This is a genomic window from Massilia sp. BSC265 (assembly GCF_000740675.1).
Classification (GTDB): Bacteria; Pseudomonadota; Gammaproteobacteria; order Burkholderiales; family Burkholderiaceae_D; genus Telluria.
In genome coordinates this window covers 1-18,533 of record NZ_JPXI01000025.1, presented here as the reverse complement: position 1 = coordinate 18,533, position 18,533 = coordinate 1, and the positions used below count along the sequence as shown (strand labels likewise).

Here is an 18,533-nt window from a genome sequence, read left to right as displayed (position 1 = left end):
CTCACCTTGTGGCGCGGGCAGGGCACCTTCCCAAAGGAGTGTGTATGAACCTCACAATCAGCGGCCACCATCTCGAAGTTACACCCGCCATCCGTGAATACGTTCAGAATAAGCTCGAGCGCATCACCCGCCATTTCGACCACGTGATCGACACCCACGTGTTCCTCGCCATCGATAACCTCACCGAGAAAGAAAAAAGGCAGAAAGCCGAGATCAACCTCCAGGTATCGGGCAAGATCTTGCATGTGGCCAGTGCCGCGCAAGACCTCTATGCGGCGATCGACATGCTGATGGACAGGCTGGACAGGCAGGTTCTGAAACACAAATCCATGCTGCAAAACCATAATCACGTGGCGCACAAGCGCCTGCCGGACAACGGAGAAGCCGCCGCCGCGTAAACATACGGGCAGCCGCACATACAGCAAGGGCGTCTGAGGGGACGCCCTTTTTGCATTTCGCGCGCGTCGGGTCGGTGTTTCCGTCAATAATTCAATGTTACTGCGCTTGTTACTTTTCGACGCTTCCAGTTTTACGCCGTAGTTCTGTAGAATGCATGTCTTTTCGACCACAGAACATCACCATGACCGACACCGTCCTGACCCGCGTTGCCAACCGCACCGGCGTCATCACGCTCGACCGGCCGAAAGCACTGAACTCCCTGTCGCTCGACATGGTGCGTGCCCTGACCGCCATCCTGCTGCAATGGAAGGATGACGCGGGCATCGACGCGGTGGTCATCACCAGCAGCAGCGAAAAGGCCTTGTGTGCGGGCGGCGATATCCGCTTCTTCCACGAGAAGGGCCGCGTGGGTCCGACGGGTGGCAGCGCGCTGCTCGAGGATTTCTTCACCGAAGAATACGCGCTGAACCACCTGATCCACTTTTATCCGAAGCCGTATATCGCCGTAATGGATGGCGTCGTGATGGGCGGCGGCATGGGCATCGCCCAGGGCGGCCCCGACTGCGGCCTGCGCATCGTTACCGACCGTACCAAGATGGCGATGCCGGAAGTGAACATCGGCCTGTTCCCGGACGTGGGCGGCAGCCACTTCCTGTCGCATGCGCCGGGCCAGCTGGGCCACTACCTGGGCTTGACCGGCCTGACCATCGGCGCGGCCGACGCGCTCTACGTGGGGCTGGCGGACGTGTTCGTGCCGGGCGGGGGGCTGGACGGCCTGATGACCCTGGTGGAATCGACGCCGGGGGCGCAACTGCCGGCGGCGATCCGCGCGTATGCCGCGCAGTATGCGGGCCAGATCGGACCGAGCGAGCTGCAGACGCAGCGCGGCGTGATCGATGCGCACTTCGGTGCAGCCAGCGTGGAGATGATCATGGCCTCGCTGGGGCGTGACGAGAACCCGTTCGCGCAGAAGGCGCTGAAGGCGATGCGCCAGCGTTCGCCCCTGATGATGTGCGTGACGCGCGAGCTCTTGCAGCGCGGCGCCTCGCTGGGCGTGGCCGACTGCCTGCGCATGGAGCGCAACCTGGTGCGCCGCAATTTCGAGCACGGCGAAGTGCTGGAAGGCGTGCGGGCGCTGGTGATCGACAAGGACAATGCGCCGAAGTGGAATCCGCCGACGCTGGCGGAGGTGACGCAGGAGATGGTGGACCGGTTCTTCGAACCGGTGTGGCCGGAGTATGCGCACCCGCTGCGGCATCTGGTTTGATCGTAGGGTGGACGGCTTCGCCGTCCGCGCGTCCAGCTAAAAAATGAGTTCTCGCAAGCTTGCGTTAGTTGAACGCGCGGTCGGCATAGCCGACCATCCTAGGTTTCAGGGCGAATTAGCAGCCGCAGGCCGTTATCAAACCCCCGCGTGCTTCGGCTGCTCCCGATGCCGCACAATCACGCGCTCGGTCTGCCCGAAGTAGGCGCCCAGCCTCTCCGCCATGTACACCGACCGGTGCTGCCCGCCGGTGCATCCCACTGCAACGGTAAGATAGGAGCGGTTGTCCGTCTTGAACGAAGGCAGCCACTTTGCCACGAAGCTGCGGATATCTTCCAGCATCGCCAACGCGCTCGGCTGGGCGTCGAGGAAAGCGATCACCGGCCCATCCTTGCCGGTCAGCGGGCGCAGCGCCAGGTCGTAGTAGGGGTTGGGAACCGCGCGCACGTCGAATACGAAGTCGGCATCCAGCGGCACGCCCACCTTGAAGGCGAAGGATTCGAAGAACAGGGTCAGCGGCGCATGCTCGAGGTCGGCCAGTTCCTTGACCCAGGCGCGCAGCTTGTTGGCGGACAGTTCCGAGGTGTCGATGACGTGGCCCAGGTTCTCGATCGCCGACAGGCGCTCGCGTTCCTCGGCGATGCATTCGATCAGGGTGCGGCGCGAAGCCGGATTCTCGCCCGGACGCAACTCGTGCGACAGCGGGTGGCTGCGGCGGGTTTCGGAAAAACGCGCCACCAGCGAGTGCGTGCTCGAGGTCAGGAACATCACCTTGACGTTGTGGCCTTCCTCTTTCAGGTGGCGCACGCTCACCGGCAGCTCGACCAGCGATTCGGCACTGCGCGCATCGACCGCAACGGCGATCTTCTGCGTGCCTTTCTCACTGACCGTATACACCAGGGCCGGCAGCAGGGCCGGCGGCAGGTTGTCGACGCAGTAGTAGCCTGCGTCTTCCATGACATTCAGGGCAACCGACTTGCCCGAGCCGGAAATACCGGTAATGAGGACGATGTGCATGGTCGGAATGATACTCCAAATGGCGGATCAGTCGCTGCTCATCGCCTGTCTCTGCCGCTCCATGAACTCCTGCAAGGTGTCGATGCCGCGCAGCTGGAGGATGGTATTGCGCACGGCGGCCTCGAGCAGCACCGCGATGTTGCGGCCGGCCGCCACCGGAATGACGACCTTCCGGATCGGCAGGCCGAGCACGTCCTCGGTCGGGTGGTGGAAGGGCAGGCGTTCGACTTCCTCGTCGAGCGCGCCGCGCTTGACCAGGTGGACGATGAGCTTGAGGCGCATCTTGCGGCGCACCGCGGTCTCGCCAAAGATCGCCTTGATGTCCAGCAGGCCCAGGCCGCGCACTTCCAGCAGGTTCTGCAGCAGCGGCGGGCAGCGGCCCTCGATCATGTTCGGCGCGATGCGCGAGAATTCCACCGCGTCGTCGGCCACCAAACCGTGGGAACGCGAGATCAGTTCCAGGCCTAGCTCGCTCTTGCCCAGGCCCGAGTCGCCGGTGATCAGGACGCCCACGCCCAGCACGTCCATGAAGACGCCATGCATGATGACGCGTTGCGCCAGCTTCTTGGATAGATAGACGCGCAAGAAGTCGATCACCTGCGCCGCCGGCAGCGGGGTCGAGAACAGGGGGATGTTCTGATCGTCGCAGATGGCGAGGATGTCGGGCGGGGTCTCCAAGCCTTGCGCGATGATCAGGGCCGGCGGGCCGCCGCCGATCAGCTCGCCGATCACGTGGGTGCGCGAACCGGATTTCAGGCGGTGGTAGTAGTTCAGTTCCTGGTGCCCGAACACCTGGATGCGGCCCGGGTGGATCAGGTTCAGGTGGCCGACCTGGTCGGCGGCCGAGGCCGCGTCGCCCGCGATCTGCCGCTCGCCGCCGGGGAAGCCCGCAAACCAGCCCAATTGAAGGCTGTCGCGGTTGTCATCATACAAACGCTGGATGGTCAGCGGGGTCTGCAGCATGGGCATGTCATTCCGTACGCGGCGAATTGCCGCGTAGACAGTTTAATACAAAAGACGCCTCGAAAAACCGTCGCGAGCGGCGGCAATGGTGGCCGTGGAGCGGAGCTGTACGAATAGTACAGCGAGCACCGCAGGCCGCCAGTACAACGCGCAGTAGGTTTTTCGAGGCGCCTTAGCCCAAAGCCTGCAGGCTGGGCTGCCAATTGATAATGCGCTCGTGCACCGATTTCGGATCCGGGTCGGTGGCCAGCGCATTGCGCACGGCTTCGTCCGAGAACAGCTCGGCGATTTCGGACAGGATCTCGAGGTGTTGCTGGGTCACGTGGTCCGGGATCAGCAGGAAGAACAGCAGGCTGACCGGCTGGCCGTCCGGCGATTCGAAGGGAATCGGATCCTTCAGGCGCACGAAGGCCGCCAGCGGCGACTTCAGGCTCTTGGAGCCCTTGATCCGTCCGTGCGGCACGGCGACACCATGGCCGAGGCCAGTGGAGCCGAGGCGCTCGCGTGCGAACAGGTTGTCCGACACGGTCGAACGTGCGATGCCGCAGTTGTTCTCGAAGATCAGGCCGGCCTGCTCGAATGCACGCTTTTTGCTGGAAACTTCCAGGTCCAGCTGCACGTTCTCGAGCGAGAGGATTTTGCTAAGGTTCGTCATAACTAGTGTGCCCTGCACAGGGGTAGGGTGCTTGCGAGGCGGAATTATAGGCCTGTTTCAGGGCGCTGACATTCGAATTCGCATCTGTACAGGCATACAGTCACCTACGTGGGGACGGTATGGCGAAAACGTAGTGTTTTGCCATGAAATCGGCTTGGCAATTAAACGCAATTTCCTAAGCGAAATCGCCTGGAAAACGCCGCAAATGGAGGTGCGAGGGCATTCGCACCATCTTTTCCATGCATTGTGCCCGTTTTTTGAGCAAGGCGTTCGGCTGCCGTTTTTGCATCAAAAACTTGCGCCAAGTGTGGCTGAAAACGCACAGCTTCCTTGCATTCGTGCACGATTCTAGGTTAATGAGCGCTTATTGACGTGCCGTACGCAGGTTGCCTGGCTTGCTGGTGCTGAAATTGGCGCGCCAGGGGTTGATGTCGAGGCCGCCACGGCGGGTGTAGCGGGCATAGACCGCCAGCTTGGTCGGCTTGCACTGGCGCAGCACGTCCATGAAGATGCGCTCGACGCATTGCTCATGGAACTCGTTGTGCTCGCGGAAGCCGATCAGGTACTTGAGCAGGCCTTCCTGATCGATCTGCGGGCCGACATAGCGGATCTGCACGGTGCCCCAATCCGGCTGGCCGGTGACCAGGCAGTTCGACTTCAGCAGGTGCGACACCAGGGTTTCCTCGACCGGCGCTTCATCCATGTTGGCGCTCAGGAGTTCGGGCGAGGGGACGTACTGGTCGATCTCCACGTCGAGGCGGTCGAGCAGGGTGCCTTCCAGCTCGCCCATCGTGAGGCTGCCGAAAGCGTCCGGCGTCGTGACCGTCACGTGCACCGGCGCGCCAAAGGCGGCGGACAGATCCTGGCGCAGCAGTTCGACCAGGGCATCGGTACCGGCGATGCGAGTCTGGTTGAAGGAGTTCAGGTAGAGCTTGAACGACTTCGATTCGACGATGTTGGGCGAATCGGCGGGCGCCGTGATGGTGGCGATCGCCACCTGCGGCTTGCCGCGCATGTTCAGCCACGACAATTCGTAGGCGTTCCAGATGTCGACGCCGAAGAAGGGCAGGGTCTTGCCCGCGCCCAGGCCGATCTCTTCGCGCTTTTGCAGGCGCGGGATCGGGAACAGGAGCTCGGGGGCGTACTGGCTCTGGTACGCGGAGGATTTGCCAAGTGGCGATTGATCAGGAGTATTCATAGGAAACTGAACGCTTTTGACGTTCGTAGGGTGGGCGGGGTAATTTCGGCCAATGGCCGGAATTACAAACGCCCACGCGGTCAACGAAAAGTTGCGTACCTAAAGCGTTGATAACACTGCGGTACGAGAAATTGGGCTCCGGCCTTCGCCGGAGGTCGTAGGCGCCAGTGGCGCGTACGACGTGCCGAGGGCGCAGGCCAGTTCAGGTTGTTTCTAGGCGCCCAAAAAAAGCTTGTACACCGGATTCGCACTCTCATCCCAATACCGGTACCCCAGGGTCGCCAGGAACTGCCTGAATTCATCCATCTCCGCGGCCGGCACCTGCAGTCCGACAAGGATGCGCCCTACGTCGCCGCCCTGGTTCCGGTAGTGGAACAGCGAGATGTTCCAGTTCGGCGCCATGCTGTCGAGGAAGCGCATCAAGGCCCCCGGCCGTTCGGGAAACTCGAAACGATACAGCAATTCGTCCTGCGCCTGCGCGCTTTTTCCGCCCACCAGGTGGCGGATGTGCAGCTTGGCCAGTTCGTCGTGGGTCAGGTCGAGGGTGCGGAAGTCGTGTTCCTCGAAGGTGCGCGCCAGCAGGCCGGACTCGCTGCGGCTGCCCACCTGCACGCCGACGAAGATGTGCGCCTCGCGCGAATCGCCCATGCGGTAGTTGAATTCGGTGACGTTGCGCGGGCCGACCAGCGCGCAGAAGCGGCGGAAACTGCCGCGCTGCTCGGGGATGGTCACCGCGAACACGGCTTCGCGCGATTCGCCCAGCTCCGCGCGCTCGGCAACGAAGCGCAGGCGGTCGAAGTTCATGTTGGCGCCGCAGGCCACCGCCACCAGGGTCTCGCCCTTGACCGGGTTGCGCGCCATCTGCGAGCGTTCCACGTAGGCCTTGGCGCCGGCCACCGCCAGCGCGCCGGCCGGCTCGAGGATGCTGCGGGTGTCCTGGAACACGTCCTGGATCGCGGCGCAGATCGCGTCGGTGTCGACGATGATCACTTCGTCCACCACCTGCTGCGCCACGCGGAAGGTCTCTTCGCCCACCAGGCGCACCGCGGTGCCGTCCGAGAACAGGCCGACGTCCGTCAGCGTCACGCGGTGGCCGGCCTTCAGACTCCTGGCCATCGCATCCGAGTCGATGGTCTGCACGCCGATCACCTTGATGTCCGGCCGCACCGCTTTCACGTAGGCGCCCACGCCGGCGACCAGGCCGCCGCCGCCGATGGCCACGAAGATCGCATGGATCGGGGCAGAGTGCTGGCGCAGGATCTCCATGCCGATGGTGCCCTGGCCGGCGATGACGTCGGGGTCGTCGAAGGGGTGGACGAAGGTCAGGCGCTGCTCCTTCTCCAGTAGCAGGGCGTGGTTGTAGGCGTCGGTATAGGAGTCGCCGTGCAGCACCACCTCCACGTTGGCGCCGCCGCGCGCCTTGACCGCGTCGACCTTCACCTGCGGGGTGGTGGTGGGCATCACGACCAGGGCGCGGCAGCCCAGGCGGGCCGCGGACAGGGCGACACCTTGCGCGTGGTTGCCGGCCGAGGCGCAGATCACGCCGCGCTTCAGCTGCTCGGGCGTCAGGTTCGCCATCTTGTTGTAGGCGCCGCGCAGCTTGAAGCTGAACACGCTCTGCATGTCTTCGCGCTTGAAATAGATGCGGTTGCCGAAGCGGTTCGACAGGGTGGGCGCGTATTCGAGCGGGGTTTCTTCTGCGACGTCGTAGACGCGGGCGGTCAGGATTCTCTTGAGGTAGTCGGTAGTCATGGTCGGCAATCGGCGTTGGTGCAATGCCGGCAGGGATGGGCCGGCGGTCCGGACGACGCACACTGTTCTGCTCGGAGGATGACCGGGAGCCTGGTGGCGATACGATGCGCTGGGTGGCAGGCGCGGCGTATTGTGTCGTTACGTTAAGTGATCCTCATTATAATGGACCATGATCTCAACCGCTCAAGCCTGTTGCTGGGGCCCCGTTTTTTAGAATTCACCACTCGATGATCGAAAATGCCGTCCTCTGGCTGCTGAACGTCCTTGCGGCACCGACTGTCGGGCTGACCTCCATCTTCATCATCAGCTTCGTCTCGGCCACGCTGCTGCCGCTCGGCTCCGAGCCGGCCGTCTTTGCCGTGGTCAAGGCGAATCCGGCGATGTTCTGGCCGGCCATCTTCGTCGGCACGCTGGGCAATACGTTGGGCGGGGCGGTCGATTACTTCATCGGCTACCGCGCCAAGATCGCCTTCGCCAAGGAGCGCCAGAGCCGCTGGTTCGGCTGGCTCAAGAAGTATGGCGCCAAGACCATGCTGCTGTCCTGGATGCCGGGCGTGGGCGACCCGCTGTGCACCCTGGCCGGCTGGCTGCACCTGCCGTTCTGGCCGAGCGTGATGTACATGGCGATCGGGAAGTTCTTGCGCTACGTAACCATGACGGCGGTGCTGCTGTACATCCCCGACGGGTTCTGGAAGACGGTGGGGGACTTCTTCGAGCGGCTGATCGGCTGAAAGAGCGGGACGGTCGCGGCAGGTAGAATGCTTGCTTTCCACTGCCATCCCGACCACGACATGGACCGCACCAGCCTGCAGCCTTATCTCGCCGCCAGCATCCATGTCGATGCCGGCGATCCGGACGTACGGGCCACCGCCTTCCACCTGGCGGGAGGGGCAAGCTCGCAAGCGGACGTCGTGCGCGCATGTTTCAAATTCGTCCGTGACCAGATCGCGCACAGCGCGGATTTCCGGCGCAATCCGGTGACTTGCCGCGCTTCCGATGTCCTGCGCCACCGGACCGGCTTCTGCTATGCCAAGAGCCACCTGCTGGCGGCCCTGCTCAGGGCCAACGGCATCCCGGCGGGCCTGTGCTATCAGCGCCTGGCGACCGGCAACAAGGAAGCGCCGTATTGCCTGCATGGGCTGAACGCGGTCTGGCTGACGGACTTCGGCTGGTACCGGATCGACCCGAGGGGCAACAAGCCGGGCATCGACGCCCGCTTCGACCCGCCGCGCGAGGCGCTCGCCTTCAGCCTGAGCGACCCGCAGGAGCGCGACCTGCCCGGCATCCTGGCCGAACCGCTGCCGCTTGTCGTCGAGGTGCTGGAGCGCTGCGCCAGCATCGAGGAGGTGCTGGCCGGTTTGCCTGACCTTGCCCCCGGGCCGGAAGAGAGGCAGCCTGCCTGAGCTTCCGGCGCTTCGTTTTCCGGTGGGTCGAGTATGATGCGAGGCTATGAACAAGCCACCCAGCCTTCTTTCCCTGTTCCTCGTCCTTGCCGCCCTGGCGCTGTTCGGTTTCATCGGTGCCCGCTATATGCTGAGCTCGCATACGGAAAACACGAACCAGCAACTCGGTATCGTCTGGCCGGGCCTCGCCACCATGCCCGAAGCGGATCGCGCCTTCCTTGTCGAGCTCGCGCATACCTGCAATCTCACCACCCGCCAGCCGGTGCGCGCGGAAGTCGTCGATTGCCTGCGCTCGGTCCAGATGACGCCGCAGGCCAGCGCGCGGCTCGATCGCTTGATCGGACAGGCACCGGCACAGCAACGCTGACCGGCATCCCGCCGGCATATTGCATCCTTATGCAATATGCCTTTCTTGCCCGGGATGCAAACGAATGATGCACGTAGGCAGCTTTTTGCAAACGTAATTTGCATCTTTTGCCACCTATTGGCATTTTCTTGCGTTCCCTTTCCTTTAATTCTAGCCCTCGTCCAGCGTGGTGCAGCGCAATAAGCTAGAATGAACGTCCTTCGGACCCGTCCGACTGACGCCCTGCATCTCATGAACGCGCCCGCACACATCCATACCCTGCTCGCCGACAATGCTCCTGCACGCCTACGCGAGATCCCCTACAACTACACCTCGTTCTCCGACCGGGAGATCGTGATCCGCCTGCTGGGCGAGTCCTCGTGGCGCCTGCTCGACGAACTGCGTGGAGCACGCCAGACCGGCCGCTCGGCGCGCATGCTGTACGAAGTGCTGGGCGATATCTGGGTGGTGCGCCGCAATCCCTACCTGCAGGACGACCTGCTGGACAACCCGAAGCGCCGCCAGAAGCTGATCGACGCCTTGCACCACCGCCTGGGCGAAGTCGACAAGCGCCGCCTGAGCGTCGACGCGCTCGAGGGCGATGCGCAAGCTGCGGCATCGCGCAGCAGCGCCGTCGAGCAGCTCCTGGGGGCCGCGCGCAAGGCGGTCGACGATTTCGCGCGCGAGTTCCGCGAGACCTACGACCTGCGCAAGCGCGCGAAGCAGGTGCTCGGTGCCTACACCGACAAGCGCAACATCCGCTTCGACGGCATGCACCGGACTTCGCACGTCACCGACGCCACCGACTGGCGCGTCGAATACCCCTTCCTGGTCCTGCTGCCCGACAGCGAAGAGGAGATGGCCGGCCTGGTCAAGGGCTGCATCGAACTGGGCCTGACCATCATCCCGCGCGGCGGCGGCACCGGCTACACCGGCGGTGCGATTCCGCTCACGCCGATGTCGGCCGTGATCAACACCGAGAAGCTGATCGGCCTTGGTGAAGTCGAGATGACCCGCCTGCCGGGCGTGGACCGTGAGTACGCGACCATCCACACCTACGCCGGCGTGGTCACCCAGCGCGTGTCGCAGGCGGCGGAGAAAGCGGGCTTCGTGTTCGCGGTCGACCCGACCTCGGCCCACGCCTCCTGCATCGGCGGGAACATCGCCATGAACGCGGGCGGCAAGAAGGCGGTCCTGTGGGGCACCGCGCTCGACAACCTGGCTTCCTGGCGCATGGTCGACCCGAACGGCGACTGGCTCGAAGTCACGCGCATGGACCACAACCTGTCGAAGATCCACGACGCCCCGGTCGCCACCTTCAAGCTCGAATGGACGCACCCGACCCCGCGTGGCGCCGCGAAGGGTGCGCCCTTCCGCACCGAGACGCTGGTCATCGAAGGCCGCCGCTTCCGCAAGGAAGGCCTGGGCAAGGACGTCACGGATAAATTCCTGGCCGGCCTGCCGGGCATCCAGAAGGAGGGCACCGACGGGTTGATCACCTCGGCGCGCTGGATCCTGCACAAGATGCCGAAGTTCACCCGCACCGTGGCGCTGGAATTCTTCGGCCAGGCGCGCGACGCGATTCCGTCGATCGTCGAGATCAAGGATTACCTCGACGGCCTGCCGAAGAACGGCGACCCGGCCTTCTCGACCATCCGCCTGGCCGGCCTGGAGCACCTGGACGAGCGCTACCTGCGCGCGGTCGGCTATGCGACCAAATCCAAGCGCGGCGTGCTGCCCAAGATGGCGCTGTTCGGCGACATCGTCGGCGACGACGAGAACGCAGTCGCCATCGCGGCCTCGGAAGTGGTGCGCCTGGCGAATACCCGCGTCGGCGAAGGCTTCGTTGCCGTGAGCCCGGAAGCGCGCAAGAAATTCTGGCTCGACCGCGCCCGCACCGCCGCGATCGCGCGCCACACCAACGCCTTCAAGATCAACGAAGACGTGGTGATCCCGCTGAACCGCATGGGCGAGTACACCGACGGCATCGAGCGCATCAACGTCGAGCTGTCGATCAAGAACAAGCTGCAGCTTGCAGACCAGCTGCACGGGTACCTCGCCAACGAGCACCTGCCGATCGAGAAGAGCGACGACGCCACCGGCGACACCGTCGACCGCAACGAGATCCTGGGCGATCGCCCGCAGCAGGCGGTGGCGCTGGTGGAGCTGGTCCAGGCACGCTGGGGCTTCATCCTCGCCAACCTCGACCAGCCCCTGCGCGATGTGAAAGGCAAGCTGGACGAGCTGGGCCTCGACCACCTGTCGGCCACGCTGGACGGCCGCATCGGCACCCAGCCGGATGCCACCTTGTTCGACGTGGTGCAGGACCACACCATCCGCGTCTCCTGGAAGCAGGAGCTGCGCGCGCAACTGCGCCAGATCTTCAACGGCGCCGCCTACAAATGCATCCTCGACGAATGCACGGCCATCCACAAGCGCGTGCTGCGCTCGCGCGTGTTCGTGGCCCTGCACATGCACGCCGGCGACGGCAACGTCCATACCAACCTGCCGGTGAATTCGGACGACTATGCGATGCTGCAGGATGCGCATGCCGCGGTCGAGCGCATCATGCGACTGGCCCGTTCGCTGGACGGCGTGATCTCGGGCGAGCACGGCATCGGCATCACCAAGCTCGAGTTCCTCACCGACGACGAGATCCGCGAATTCCGCGACTACAAGGAACGCGTCGATCCGGAAGGCCGCTTCAACAAGGGCAAGCTGCTGAACACGACGGCGGTGTCGGCCGACCTGCGCAACGCCTACACGCCGTCGTTCGGCCTGATGGGCCACGAATCGCTCATCATGCAGCAGAGCGACATCGGCGAGATCGCCAACAGCATCAAGGACTGCCTGCGCTGCGGCAAGTGCAAGCCGGTCTGCACCACCCACGTGCCGCAGTCGAACCTGCTGTATTCGCCGCGCGACAAGATCCTCGCCACCTCGGCGCTGATCGAAGCCTTCCTCTACGAAGAGCAGACCCGCCGCGGCGTCTCGATCCGCCACTGGGAAGAATTCGAGGACGTGTCCGACCACTGCACCGTGTGCCACAAGTGCGTGACGCCATGCCCGGTCAACATCGACTTCGGCGACGTCTCGATGAACATGCGTAACCTGCTGCGCAAGATGGACAAGCGCAGCTTCAAGCCGGCCAACCGCGCCGCCATGTTCTTCCTGAACGCGACCGACCCGACCACCATCAACCTGACCCGCAAGGCCATGGTGGACCTCGGCTACAAGGCCCAGCGCATGGGCAACCAGCTGCTGCGTGGCCTCGCCAAGCCGCAGGTCGAAGCGCCGCCCCCGACCACCGGCAAGGCGCCGGTGCGCGAGCAGGTGATCCACTTCATCAACAAGAAGATGCCGGGTAACCTGCCGAAGAAGACGGCGCGCGCGCTGCTGGACATCGAGGACGACAAGGTCATCCCGATCATCCGCAATCCGAAGGCGACCAACGCCGACACCGAGGCGGTGTTCTACTTCCCGGGCTGCGGCTCGGAGCGCCTGTTCTCGCAGGTGGGCCTGGCCACCCAGGCCATGCTGTGGGAAGTGGGTGTGCAGACCGTGCTGCCGCCGGGCTACCTGTGCTGCGGCTACCCCCAGCGCGGCGCCGGCCAGTACGACAAGGCCGACAAGATGGTGACGGACAACCGCGTGCTGTTCCACCGCATGGCCAACACGCTGAACTACCTGGACATCAAGACGGTCGTGGTGTCGTGCGGCACCTGCTACGACTCGCTGGCGAACTACGAGTTCGACAAGATCTTCCCGGGCTGCCGCCTCATCGACATCCACGAATACCTGATGGAGAAGGGGGTGAAGCTGGAAGGCGTCACCGGTACCCGCTACATGTACCACGACCCCTGCCACACGCCGATGAAGATGCAGGATTCGCTCAAGACCGTGAACGCGCTGGTCTCGACCGTCGACAACGTGAAGATCGAAAAGAACGACCGTTGCTGCGGCGAGTCGGGGACGTTTGCCATCAGCCGTCCGGACATCGCGACCCAGGTCCGCTCGCGCAAGCAGGGCGAGATGGAGAAGGGCGCCGATAAACTGCGCGACGACGGCTTCAAGGGCGACGTCAAGATCCTCACCAGCTGCCCGTCCTGCCTGCAGGGCCTGTCGCGCTACAACCATGATTCCGGCACCACCGCCGACTACATCGTGGTCGAGATGGCGCGCCACCTGCTGGGCGAGAACTGGATGCCCGACTACGTGGCCCGCGCCAACAACGGCGGCATCGAAAGGGTGCTGGTATGAAGGAAGTGCAGCGCCAGCCAGGTTGCGAACTGTGCGATCTCGCGGTCCCCGTCGTCTGGCAGAATGAAAAATTCTCGGTCATCCTGGTCGATGACGCAGCCTATCCCGGCTTCTGCCGCGTGATTCTCCGCGCCCACGTGCGCGAGATGAGCGACCTGGCGCAGGAAGACCGCCTGCTGCTCAACGACGCCGTGTTCCGGGTCGAGGAAGCGGTGCGCGAGGTCATGCAGCCGCTGAAGGTCAATGTGGCCAGCCTCGGCAACGTGGTGCCGCACCTGCACTGGCATATCATTCCGCGCTATGCGGACGATGCGCACTTCCCGGCGCCGGTGTGGGCCCAGGCCGCGCGCCAGACCGAGGAATCCGTCCTGGCCGCGCGCCGCGCGCTGCTGCCCGACCTCGCCGCCGCGATCGCAAAACGCTTCAACGAATAAGAGGAGGAGATTCCATGCCCAACCCTACTGACATTGCCGTGCGCCAGAAATCGCGCGTGCTGGAAATCGCCTTCGACGACGGCAGCAGCTTTTCCATTCCTTTCGAGCTGATGCGCGTGTACTCGCCTTCGGCCGAGGTGAAGGGCCACGGCCCGGGCCAGGAAGTCTTGCAACTCGGCAAGCGCGAGGTCGGCATCACCGGCGTGGAGCCGGTCGGGAACTACGCGATCAAGCCGCTGTTCGACGACGGCCACGGCAGCGGCATCTTCACCTGGGACTACCTCTACAAGCTGGGCAGCGAGCAGGCCACGCTGTGGCAGCAATACCTCGACCGCCTGCATGCGGCAGGCTTCGAAGGCGACAGCGGCCGCGAGCCGGGGACGGAGCTGCCGGGGGCAGCGCCAAAATCGGGCTGCGGGCACCACCATTGAGGTAGGGTGGGCAGGTTTCCTGCCCACGCGGTGATAGGTAGTGGGTGAACAGCCGCACGGGCAGATCTAGCGTTAGTTGACCGCGTGGGCGGCAAAGCCGCCCACCCTACAAATCCCACCCGCGAAAACAAAAGAGCACGTCGATGACGTGCTCTTTTGTTTTTCGCCTGCGCCCCCGGACGAAGACCGGGGCAGCGGCGAATTACGCCTGCGGCTGGATGTTCGCAGCCTGCTTGCCCTTCGGGCCGGCAGTGATGTCGAACGTCACACGCTGGTTTTCCGCCAGCGACTTGAAGCCTTGGGTGTTGATAGCCGAAAAGTGTGCAAAGATGTCTTCGCCACCGCCGTCCGGGGTGATGAAGCCGAAACCTTTTGCATCGTTAAACCACTTTACAGTGCCAGTCGCCATGGTAATTCCCTCAATGAAGTTATCTATGTTATTGCTTTGTCGGACGTCAGGAGGTCTTGGATCCAGCGGCGTGCTCAACATTGCAAAAATGATTATAGAGACAAATTTTTAAAAGTGAAGCAACTTTTTCAATCGTGCGCTGTCACCTTCTTACATTGTGGCCGCCGGTCTCCGGCGGCGGCCCAATAGCTAACAAAAACCTAGCAGAAACCTATCAGAAACTGAGCGGCATCCGTATCGTCAGCGACACGTCCGGCGTATCGCGCGTCACGCCGGCGCCCACCGCCACCGACAGCGAGCGCTTCTCGTTGAAGCGGTAGGAATAGCCGAGCAGCAGGGTGCCGAGCTGGGTCCGTACCGAACCCGGCACCGTCCTGCCGTTCTGCTTCATGCGCGCCACCGTGCTGTGGTCGTAGCCGAGGCTGAGCGAAGCCTTGTCGTTCAGCGCCAGGCCCATGCCGAAATTGAAACCGATGATCGCGCCCGGTTCCAGCTCGCCCAGCGGTTCGCGGATACCGTTGCGCACCAGGCGTTGCACGTTGCTGCGCTTGAAGTTGTGCAGGTAGCTCAGGTTGCCGAAGAAGACCGCCGGGTCGGACGGGAACAGCCAGGTCAGGCTTCCCTGCAGCGAATGGAAGCCGGAGCCGGTCGGCAGCGACAGCGGCAGGCCGGTGCCGGTCACGTTCTCGCCGATGCAGCGGGTCTGGCAGTCGGTGACGACTTCGAACGAGTCCTTGCCGGTGGTCGACTTGTAGCGCATGCCGCCGATCCAGTAGGCCTTGTCCGGGCCGCCGTTGTTCAGCTGGTAGCGGCCGGCGATTTCGACGTCGCCCAGGTCCTTGCCGCTGGTGTCGAATACGCGCTCGACCGCGGTGCCGGTGAAGATCTCGCGGCTGACGGTGGAATCCGAGCGGTACACGTAGGGCACCTTGACCTCGACTTCCATCCGGTTGTTCAGGCCGGTGCGGCCGGTGAGCGAGCCGGTGAAGGTGTTGCGCTTGACCTCGCGCACGTCGACCAGGCCGATCAGCAAAGCCGGGATCACTGTATAGCCGACCAGGGCCACCCGGTTGCTCGACGAGTAGCCGAACTGCAGGGCGGGCTCGAGGATGTACTTGCCGCGCGGCGTCAGCACGCCCGGGGCCTCGAACAGCGGCGCCACTTCGGGCGGGCGCTCGTCCTTCTGGTTGTTCTGGATACGGCTGGCCGTGTTCGCCTGGGCCGGCGGCCGGGCAGCCGGCTGGGCCGGCGCAGGGCCAGGGATAATCGGCCCTGGGGTCGAAGGCGGCCGGCCGTTGTTCGGCGCGTTGTTGTTCTGCGCGGTCCGTGGCGCGCTGTTCTGTACCGGGGCCTGCTGGGTGTTCTGGGCGGCGTTGCTTTGTCCACCGCCGTTCTGGCCGCCGGTGCCGCGCTGTTCGGACAGCAGCAGGTCGTCGACACGCGGAGGCAGTGCCAGGTTCTCGGCCAGCACCGGCCGCGCGTCGTCGCGCGTTTCCTCGATGCGTTCGATCTTGGCGCGCTGCGCCTGCAGTTCGCGCATCAGACGGTCGACCAGTTGGCGCTGGGCGGCCAGCTCGGCCTTCAGCGTGGCCAGTTCGGCTGCCTTGTCGGGTTCGGCGCTTGGGCTTCCCTGGGCCTGGGCCACAGGGGACAGCAGCATCGCCGCCAGGCTCGCGGCGCCTAGGCGCGCGACGTGAGTGGGCATGCGTTTCTCCATCGGCAAATTAATAATATTGCAATGCTACAGGCTTCCTGCCGAGCGCACGATTGCATCACGAATTGTTGAGTGAAAATTGAGGTCTTTGATGAGCGCCATGCTGTTGACCGTCGACGTAATGGTGGTCTGGGCCATGATCGCCTGGTGGTCCAGGCTGTTCTGGACCAGGGTGGCGCCGCTGCCCAGGGCGAGATCGTTGGGCGCGAAGTTGTTGCCGCCGATCTGGATCAGGCGGGCCGTGCCGAGGGCGTCGCGCGCCTGCATCAGCTGCTCGGCATTCATCGAAGCCACGTCGGGAATGGCGACGTTGGTGCGCGACAGGATCTCGCCGTTGACGGACACCACCCGCTCGATCCCGAGCGAGATGTTGAGGCCGCCCGGCGTCTCGAAGCCGCCGCGGTTGGCGTCGAGCGTCTGTTCATCGACCGGCGCCCATTCTTCTGCAGCAATGGTCGCCACCTTCCCTTGGGCGAGCGCTGCACCGCAGGCTCCGGCCAGCAGCGCGGCAACGAGGGCGCGGCATGGGTGTGTGAGCCAGTCCATGGCATTCCTTTCAAAAATCGCCGGGGCCGAACTTCGGCAGGCTCTGGCTGTACTGTTCCTGGTTGATGCCGGTGCCGAGCGGCGCACGCGGGGCGCTGCGCCAGTCGTCGGCGCCGTTGAAATCTGCCTTGGCGATCGTGCTCGGGTACCTGTGCACGACGAACAGCAGCCTGTTGGCCCACAGTTCCATGAAGCGTTCGCGCGTCACCGAGCGGGCTCCGCTGGACGGGTCGCCCAGCAGGATGCGGCCATCCTCGGCGCCCTTGATCACCACGAAGTGGTTGTAGCCGCGGTCGCTGATCAGGACGATCGCCGGCAGCTTGGCCTCGAGCAGCTTGTCGAGCGGCTGCTGGAACCCGTCGCCGACAAAGCCGCGGGTGGCCAGGTAGCGCTTCATGTCGAGCATGGAAAAGCCCTGCTGGCGGATCTTGGCCTGGTCGCCGGTCAGGAACATCTTCTCGAAGACTTCCTTCTCGCTCACCGGGGTGTCGTAGTGGTAGGTCAGCAGCGTGGCCAGGGCGGCCGAGCCGCAGCTGAAGTCGAACTGCTGGCGGGTGGTCTTGCGAAACTTGATGTCCTTGAGGGAGGTGACCGGCACCGTGGCGCGCTGCCCGACGGCCAGCTCGATGCTCGATGCCGGGCACCCGGGTGCCAGCAACATGCCGCCCACGGCGGCAGAGATGGCGACGACCATTTTCATAATAATTTCATGCCTATTGCAAGCGCAGGTTGATGACGGTGGCGCTCTGGATCAGCACGTTCGAACCGCTGTTCTGGATCACCATCGGCAGGCCTTGCGCGTTCGCGAACGAACCGCTGTCGATGATGTTGTTGCCGCTGACCGTGTTGATCGCGGTGTTGTTGCCCACCGTACCGCCCAGCACCGCTTCGGTGTGCACGGTGTCGTCCTTGCCGGAGGTGCGTCCCAGGCGTTCGCTTGTAACGGCTTCGCTCCAGGCGCCGGCTTCGCTGCGTGTGGCAGCCGCCACGTTCACCTCGGACAGGAAGTCGAGCTTGATCGGCAGCTTTTCCGGTTCGGCGGCCTGGACCGCCAGCGGGAGCGCGACAAGCGCCGCCAGCACGAATCGGTTCACAGGTTTCATAGCATTTTCCCCTTAAGTCGGAAAAACCGCCGCGCGGCAACTGCCACGCGGCGGTCCTTGCAGGTCTTACTGGCCGCTGCCCACGTTCATGTTCGACTGAACGTTGACGCTCTGCTGGATCAGCGACGAGAAGCCGTTGTTCTGGCTGATCACCGAGACGCCGGCTGCCGACTGGGCGATGTTCGACATGGTGTTCGACATGTCGAAGGCGCCGGTGGTCACCGACTGGGTGCCGCCGTTGCCGCCGGTGCCGTTGCCGCCGTTGCCGGCCATTGCGTCGCCAGCAGTGTTGGCGCCGCCCATGCCGCCTTCGCCGCCGGTCGAGGTGCCGCCCATGCCGCCTGCGCCGCCGTTGCCGCCGGTGCCGGCGCCCGAGGTGCCGCTGCCGCTGGCCGAATCACCGTTGGTGGCGGTGCCGCCTGCTGCACCGTTGCCGCTGGTGTTCGACGCCGCGCCGCTGGCTGCGCCCGAGCCGCCTGCGCCGCCTGCTGCACCCGAGCCGCCCGCTGCGCCCGAACCGCCGTCGCCGCCCGAGCCGCCTGCGCCGCCCATGCCGCCTGCGCCGCCTGCTGCGCCGGCGCCGCCGGTCGAGGTGCCCGAGGCGCCTGCGCCGCCGGTCGAGGTGCCGGCTGCGCCAGC

Annotated in this window: 18 protein-coding genes and 1 pseudogene; 8 read left to right on the top strand and 11 right to left on the bottom strand. The window is 64.4% G+C overall.

Annotated features, from left to right (window positions below; all coding sequences use genetic code 11):
- Positions 1-44: 44 nt before the first annotated feature.
- Both hpf and MA09_RS05950 read left to right on the top strand, forming a co-directional pair.
- A complete protein-coding gene (gene hpf, locus MA09_RS05955) occupies positions 45-398 on the top strand; it encodes a ribosome hibernation-promoting factor, HPF/YfiA family (protein ID WP_036246229.1) in 354 nt (117 codons plus the stop codon).
- A 182-nt stretch (positions 399-580) separates the two neighbouring features.
- Positions 581-1,666 carry an enoyl-CoA hydratase/isomerase family protein gene (locus MA09_RS05950; RefSeq protein WP_036246228.1) on the top strand — a complete coding sequence of 362 codons (1,086 nt, stop codon included), beginning with the start codon at positions 581-583 and terminating at the stop codon, positions 1,664-1,666.
- Positions 1,667-1,801: 135 nt separating this feature from the next.
- Here MA09_RS05950 and rapZ read toward each other — a convergent pair whose 3' ends face one another.
- The 5 genes from rapZ to ilvA form a co-directional block, all read right to left on the bottom strand.
- Positions 1,802-2,680: an RNase adapter RapZ gene (gene rapZ / locus MA09_RS05945; protein ID WP_036246227.1), complete on the bottom strand. Its 879-nt coding sequence runs from the start codon at positions 2,678-2,680 to the stop codon at positions 1,802-1,804.
- A gap of 27 nt (positions 2,681-2,707) precedes the next feature.
- Positions 2,708-3,643 carry an HPr(Ser) kinase/phosphatase gene (hprK, locus tag MA09_RS05940; RefSeq protein WP_036246347.1) on the bottom strand — a complete coding sequence of 312 codons (936 nt, stop codon included), beginning with the start codon at positions 3,641-3,643 and terminating at the stop codon, positions 2,708-2,710.
- A 172-nt stretch (positions 3,644-3,815) separates the two neighbouring features.
- On the bottom strand, positions 3,816-4,298 hold the full coding sequence (locus MA09_RS05935) for a PTS sugar transporter subunit IIA (RefSeq protein ID WP_036246226.1): 483 nt from the start codon (positions 4,296-4,298) through the stop codon (positions 3,816-3,818).
- Positions 4,299-4,662: 364 nt separating this feature from the next.
- On the bottom strand, positions 4,663-5,496 hold the full coding sequence (queF, locus tag MA09_RS05930; RefSeq protein WP_036246225.1) for an NADPH-dependent 7-cyano-7-deazaguanine reductase QueF: 834 nt from the start codon (positions 5,494-5,496) through the stop codon (positions 4,663-4,665).
- 213 nt (positions 5,497-5,709) lie between these two features.
- Entirely contained in the window at positions 5,710-7,248 is a 1,539-nt protein-coding gene (gene ilvA, locus MA09_RS05925; RefSeq protein WP_036246224.1) for a threonine ammonia-lyase, biosynthetic, read from the bottom strand.
- A gap of 227 nt (positions 7,249-7,475) precedes the next feature.
- Here ilvA and MA09_RS05920 point away from each other — a divergent pair, with 227 nt between their 5' ends.
- The 6 genes from MA09_RS05920 (at position 7,476) to MA09_RS05895 (ending at position 14,122) form a co-directional block, all read left to right on the top strand.
- Positions 7,476-7,979: a YqaA family protein gene (locus MA09_RS05920; protein WP_036246223.1), complete on the top strand. Its 504-nt coding sequence runs from the start codon at positions 7,476-7,478 to the stop codon at positions 7,977-7,979.
- Positions 7,980-8,006: 27 nt separating this feature from the next.
- The gene (locus MA09_RS05915; protein ID WP_200883036.1) at positions 8,007-8,651 is read left to right on the top strand and encodes a transglutaminase family protein; all 645 of its coding nucleotides are present in this window, start codon (positions 8,007-8,009) and stop codon (positions 8,649-8,651) included.
- Positions 8,652-8,697: 46 nt separating this feature from the next.
- On the top strand, positions 8,698-9,018 hold the full coding sequence (locus MA09_RS05910; RefSeq protein ID WP_036246222.1) for a hypothetical protein: 321 nt from the start codon (positions 8,698-8,700) through the stop codon (positions 9,016-9,018).
- Between the two features lie 231 nt (positions 9,019-9,249).
- Positions 9,250-13,257 carry a DUF3683 domain-containing protein gene (locus MA09_RS05905; RefSeq protein ID WP_036246220.1) on the top strand — a complete coding sequence of 1,336 codons (4,008 nt, stop codon included), beginning with the start codon at positions 9,250-9,252 and terminating at the stop codon, positions 13,255-13,257.
- On the top strand, positions 13,254-13,691 hold the full coding sequence (locus MA09_RS05900) for an HIT family protein (protein ID WP_081897442.1): 438 nt from the start codon (positions 13,254-13,256) through the stop codon (positions 13,689-13,691). Before MA09_RS05905 ends, MA09_RS05900 begins: the two co-directional genes overlap by 4 nt.
- Before the next feature lie 14 nt (positions 13,692-13,705).
- Positions 13,706-14,122 (top strand): gamma-butyrobetaine hydroxylase-like domain-containing protein, encoded by a 417-nt coding sequence (locus MA09_RS05895; protein WP_036246219.1) that lies wholly within the window; start codon positions 13,706-13,708, stop codon positions 14,120-14,122.
- Between the two features lie 202 nt (positions 14,123-14,324).
- Here MA09_RS05895 and MA09_RS05890 read toward each other — a convergent pair whose 3' ends face one another.
- From MA09_RS05890 to MA09_RS24800, 6 genes and pseudogenes are all read right to left on the bottom strand, one after another.
- Positions 14,325-14,531 carry a cold-shock protein gene (locus tag MA09_RS05890; protein WP_036246217.1) on the bottom strand — a complete coding sequence of 69 codons (207 nt, stop codon included), beginning with the start codon at positions 14,529-14,531 and terminating at the stop codon, positions 14,325-14,327.
- A 214-nt stretch (positions 14,532-14,745) separates the two neighbouring features.
- Positions 14,746-16,236 (bottom strand): hypothetical protein, encoded by a 1,491-nt coding sequence (locus MA09_RS05885; protein ID WP_036246342.1) that lies wholly within the window; start codon positions 16,234-16,236, stop codon positions 14,746-14,748.
- 36 nt (positions 16,237-16,272) lie between these two features.
- Positions 16,273-16,791: a hypothetical protein gene (locus MA09_RS05880; RefSeq protein ID WP_036246215.1), complete on the bottom strand. Its 519-nt coding sequence runs from the start codon at positions 16,789-16,791 to the stop codon at positions 16,273-16,275.
- Between the two features lie 10 nt (positions 16,792-16,801).
- Positions 16,802-17,491 (bottom strand): C39 family peptidase, encoded by a 690-nt coding sequence (locus MA09_RS05875; RefSeq protein ID WP_036246213.1) that lies wholly within the window; start codon positions 17,489-17,491, stop codon positions 16,802-16,804.
- Positions 17,492-17,504: 13 nt separating this feature from the next.
- Positions 17,505-17,894 (bottom strand): hypothetical protein, encoded by a 390-nt coding sequence (locus MA09_RS05870; RefSeq protein WP_036246211.1) that lies wholly within the window; start codon positions 17,892-17,894, stop codon positions 17,505-17,507.
- Positions 17,895-17,960: 66 nt separating this feature from the next.
- Positions 17,961-18,533, bottom strand: a pseudogene (locus MA09_RS24800) (hypothetical protein); the annotation flags it as partial.